This window comes from Pseudomonas edaphica (assembly GCF_005863185.1).
In the GTDB taxonomy this organism is placed as follows: Bacteria; Pseudomonadota; Gammaproteobacteria; order Pseudomonadales; family Pseudomonadaceae; genus Aquipseudomonas; species Aquipseudomonas edaphica.
In genome coordinates, this window is record NZ_VBVZ01000538.1 from 1 (window position 1) to 4,242 (window position 4,242).

Sequence of the window (4,242 nt, forward strand, 5' to 3'; positions counted from 1 at the left end):
GACACTCCGTCATCGCGGGCAAGCCCGCTCCCACATTTTTTTGTATCCAGGCTACAACGGCAACGCCATATAGAACTGCGTACCCTGCCCCGGCCGCGAATACACGCCCATGCGACCGCCGTGCAACTGTACGATCTCCTTGCACAACGCCAGCCCCAGGCCAGCGCCGCCTTTCTTGCGGCCTACTTGTACGAAAGGTTCAAAGATGCGCCCCTGTTGGCCATAGGCAATACCCTCGCCGTTATCTTCAACGCTGATAATCACCCGTTCGCCGTGGCGGCGCGCCTGCAAGCGAATCTGGCCACCATTGGCCGTATGTCGCAAAGCATTGCCTAGAAGGTTATCGAGTACACGCTCGAGTTGAACCTGGTCGGCGTACAGCCTGGGCAATTCCGATTGGGCTTCCACCAGCAGTTCGATGTGTTGTGCGTTCGCGGGCTCCGTGAACCGGGCTCGTGCGTGCTCGAGCAAATCAGTGACATCGCATGGCCCGAGCGTGAGTTTTTGCAGGCCGTTCTGGTAGCGCGAGAAGTTGAGCAGGTCGTTGATCAACTGCATCAGGCGCTGCATTTCTTCATTGACCGTATCCAGCAGGTCGGCCTCACGGGACTCGGCGGGAAACTTCGCCCGTTCGCGAAACAGCCCGAAGGCCATGTGCATGCCCGTCACCGGCGTGCGTAATTCGTGGGAGGCGCGCAATACGAACTCGCTGCGCACACGTTCGAACGCGCGTTGTTCGGTGACGTCATGCAGCACCATCACCGCACCTAGAATATGCCCTTGGGTATGGCTGACCGGCGTCAGGCTGTAGGTCAGCAGACGCAGTTCGCCCTCGACTTCCACTTCCAGATCGTCCGGCGCGCGCTCCAGGTTGCCGCCGCGCAGCACCAGTTGCAGCTGCTCATCCATTTCAGGGCGACCCAAGGCTTCACCCAAGCCCTGGCCGAGGCGCTCTTCGTCCCAGCCCAACTGGCGCTGTGCCACTGGGTTAAGGTGTTCCAGACGGCCTTGGCGGTCAATCATCAGCAAGCCGTCGTCGATGCTGTCGAGCACTGCTTGCAGGCGTTGCTGGCCGGCCAGCAATTCATCGATATTGGTCGCCTGATGCTGACGCAGTGCTTCGGCCATGATGCCGAAACGACGGGTCAGCTGATTCATTTCTGCCGCCGATGAGATCGGCAGCGTCACTTCGAAATCGCCTTGCCCGATCTTGTCGGCGGCCTTGGCCAAGGCTTCAATTGGCCCGCCAAAGCGCCGGGCGATGCCATGGGCGGTGACGAAGCCGATGATCAACACCGCCAGGCCGACCAGCCCCAGCAAGCCGGCGATTAACAAGGCGCGATTGCGCGACTTGTGCTCGCTGTCGTTGATATTTTCCAGGGCGCCTTTGTGTTCAGCAATCAGTCCGTTACGCAGTGCATTGAAGGTTTCGGTGAGTTTTTCGTTTTTATTGTTGGCCAGTGAGCTTTGCTGAGCCTCGTCAAACGCCTTGAGGAAATTCAGGTAGTCGATGCGTGCCTGGCTGAAGCCACTGGTTCTGCCGTCCTGCTGCTCATGGGCGATGCCCTGGTCCAGCAGGGCAAAATAGTTCTGCTTGGACGTCTGCAGGGCAGCGGGGTCGGGCTGCTCCTCCAGCATCAGGATCAACTGGTCGCCCAAGGTCTGGCGCAGCTTGAGGCCCAGGTCCAGGGTGATAAAGTTGCTGCGGATCAGCGACTCCTGGCTCTTGGCCATTTGCATTACGCTGACCAGTCCCAGGACCAGTCCCAACAGGGCGACGGTTATCAGCGCTGAGATACTCAGAAACAACCGAGTGCGCAGTTTCATCGCAAGCTTCATAAGGTACAGCTCACAGGTTGTACTGTTTACGTTTGCGGTACAGGGTCGACGCGTCGATGCCCAGCGTGCGGGCCGCTTGATCCAAGGTGTCGCTGGTAGCGAGAACGGCGCCGATATGGGCTTTCTCCAGTTCGTCCAGGCTCAGTGCTGCGCCAATACGCGGGGCATTGTTGGTCGGCTGTTCGGCCATTCCGAGGTGGCTGATTTCAACCTTTTCCTGCGGGCAAATGATGCTGGCCCGCTCCACCACGTTACGCAGTTCGCGGATATTGCCCGGCCAGCGGTAGTTAAGCAGCGCTTCACGGGCGGCATCGCTGAAACCGCGTGCAGGTCGGGCATACTCTTTGACGAAGCGCGCCAGGAAACGGTCGGCCAGAGTCAGGATGTCTTCACTGCGCTCGCGCAGGGGCGGCAGGTGCAGGGTGATGACGTTGAGGCGGTAGAGCAAGTCTTCCCGGAAACGGCCGTCGCGCACCATGTCTTCCAGGTTCAGGTTGGTGGCCGCGAGGATGCGCACATCAGCACGTCGAGTGACCGGGTCGCCTACGCGCTCATATTCCTTGTCTTGAATGAATCGCAGCAGTTTTGGCTGCAACGTCAGGGGAAAGTCGCCGATCTCGTCGAGAAACAGCGTGCCGCCGTCGGCTTGGTTAACGCGGCCCAGCGTGCTCTCACTGGCGCCGGTAAACGCGCCACGGCTATGGCCGAACAACTCGCTTTCCATTAGCTCGGCTGTCAGTGACGGACAGTTAATGGTCACGCAGGATTTTTTCGAGCGTTTGCTCCACCCGTGAATGGCCCGGGCCAGCTCGCCTTTACCGGTGCCGGACTCACCGAGGATCAAAATATTGGCATCGGTGCCAGCCACCTGACGCGCAGTTTCCAGTACCACCATCATCGCCGGGCTGTGGGAATCGAGGCCGTCCTTGGGTTGGCGCACTGCGCCTTCCAGTGCTTCCAGGCGTGCGGAGAGCTGGCGCACTTCCAACTGCTTGGCGGTGGCCAGGCGCAGTTGATCGGGGCTGCACGGCTTGACCAGGTAGTCGGCGGCGCCGGCCTGGATCGCGTCAACGGCGGTGTCTACAGCCGAATGCGCGGTCACAATCACCACGCGCATCCATGGCGCCTGGATGCGCATCTGGGCCAACACATCCAGGCCATTGTCTTCACCCAGGCGCAGGTCCAGGAAGCACAGGTCGAATACCTGACGCTGCATCAAGGCATCGGCTTGGGCGGCGCTGTTGGCAGTGGCTACGCTGTAGCCTTCATCTTCCAGGCAGTAACGGAAGGTGCGGAGGATCGCGGATTCGTCATCCACTAAAAGAATGCGGCCTTGAAGTTCCTTGGCTGATTCCATCTGTCCCGCGCTCCTTAACTATAAATGATGGTGTTTAGTCCCGGATTAATCGGGCAAGTTGCATGGTTTATTCTGATTCATAAAAGGCATCTTCGCGCAGGTATCTTCACGTTCCCCTACAAAGGCGCCGATTGATGGCGTTTTCTTGCCTTCTTGCCAATTCGGCAACGCCCGCGGTTGTTTCGATCCATTGACCCGACCACTGACCATCGTGCATTTCGCACGGCCTGCAAAGGGGCATCGTGCAGGATGCTGTTCGCTACTGTATTGGTGTATCTATAACTAATTGATTTTATTGAGTTTTATTTTGAAAAAAAACTGGCATGCACTCTGCAATAGCTCTCCCAACGAATAATCAAAATGCGGGAGAAATGCAGCATGACTCGCCAAAGCCTCAGCCAACTACGTGTATCGCCACTGCGCTTGCAGCAAGGTCTGTTCGCCAGCCTGGCTTTGATGGTCACGTTGATTGCCGGCCAGCAGATGCAGCATTGGCAGCAAAGTCAGCAGCAAACCGCGCAATTCGAACGTCCGTCGATGACCCAAACCCATTTCCGTTCCGTTGGCAGCGCCAGCGCTACTACTGAAGTAACCGCCCCGCAATTGAGAGTGGCAGGCCAGGATTCAACCCTGGGTGAATTGCCAACCCAAGAGCGCTGGGTGTTCTAAGCAAGAAAAGGTCGCTTGTGTTGAGCGGCTGCACGGCACTACCGCTGTTACCCCTATAAAAGCGTAAGGAGAATCACCATGTTGAGTTGGGCAATCACATTTCTGATCATCGCCATTGTGGCTGCAGTCCTGGGCTTCGGTGGTATCGCGGGCACCGCCACGGGTATCGCAAAAATTCTGTTTGTGGTCTTCCTGGTGATGTTCATCGCTTCGTTCTTCTTTGGTCGTCGCGGCCGAGGCTGAATATGACCATTTTGTCCTTTAAAGCCATGGCTGCCGCCCTGCTCTTGGGCGGCAGCGGGCTGGTGATGGCCGCCAATGACGGCCAATCCCGAGCCAACGAATTGCTTAGTGCGGATAAGCAGTACCGCGAAACC

4 protein-coding genes and 1 pseudogene are annotated in these 4,242 nt (G+C 58.1%); 3 read left to right on the forward strand and 2 right to left on the reverse strand.

Annotated features, from left to right (window positions below):
* Positions 1-51 precede the first annotated feature (51 nt).
* Together FEM54_RS25990 and algB are read right to left on the reverse strand one after the other, a co-directional pair.
* Positions 52-1,839 (reverse strand): ATP-binding protein, encoded by a 1,788-nt coding sequence (locus FEM54_RS25990; RefSeq protein ID WP_017139084.1) that lies wholly within the window; start codon positions 1,837-1,839, stop codon positions 52-54.
* A gap of 10 nt (positions 1,840-1,849) precedes the next feature.
* On the reverse strand, positions 1,850-3,196 hold the full coding sequence (gene algB, locus FEM54_RS25995) for a sigma-54-dependent response regulator transcription factor AlgB (RefSeq protein ID WP_017139083.1): 1,347 nt from the start codon (positions 3,194-3,196) through the stop codon (positions 1,850-1,852).
* 378 nt (positions 3,197-3,574) lie between these two features.
* On the opposite strand from algB, the gene FEM54_RS26000 reads away from it, so the two are divergent.
* From FEM54_RS26000 to FEM54_RS35240, 3 genes and pseudogenes are all read left to right on the forward strand, one after another.
* Complete coding sequence (locus tag FEM54_RS26000) at positions 3,575-3,865, forward strand: hypothetical protein (RefSeq protein WP_017139082.1); 291 nt, start codon at positions 3,575-3,577, stop codon at positions 3,863-3,865.
* 78 nt (positions 3,866-3,943) lie between these two features.
* Entirely contained in the window at positions 3,944-4,108 is a 165-nt protein-coding gene (locus FEM54_RS26005; protein WP_003170804.1) for a DUF1328 domain-containing protein, read from the forward strand.
* 2 nt (positions 4,109-4,110) lie between these two features.
* A pseudogene (locus tag FEM54_RS35240) lies at positions 4,111-4,242 on the forward strand (inhibitor of vertebrate lysozyme family protein); the annotation flags it as partial.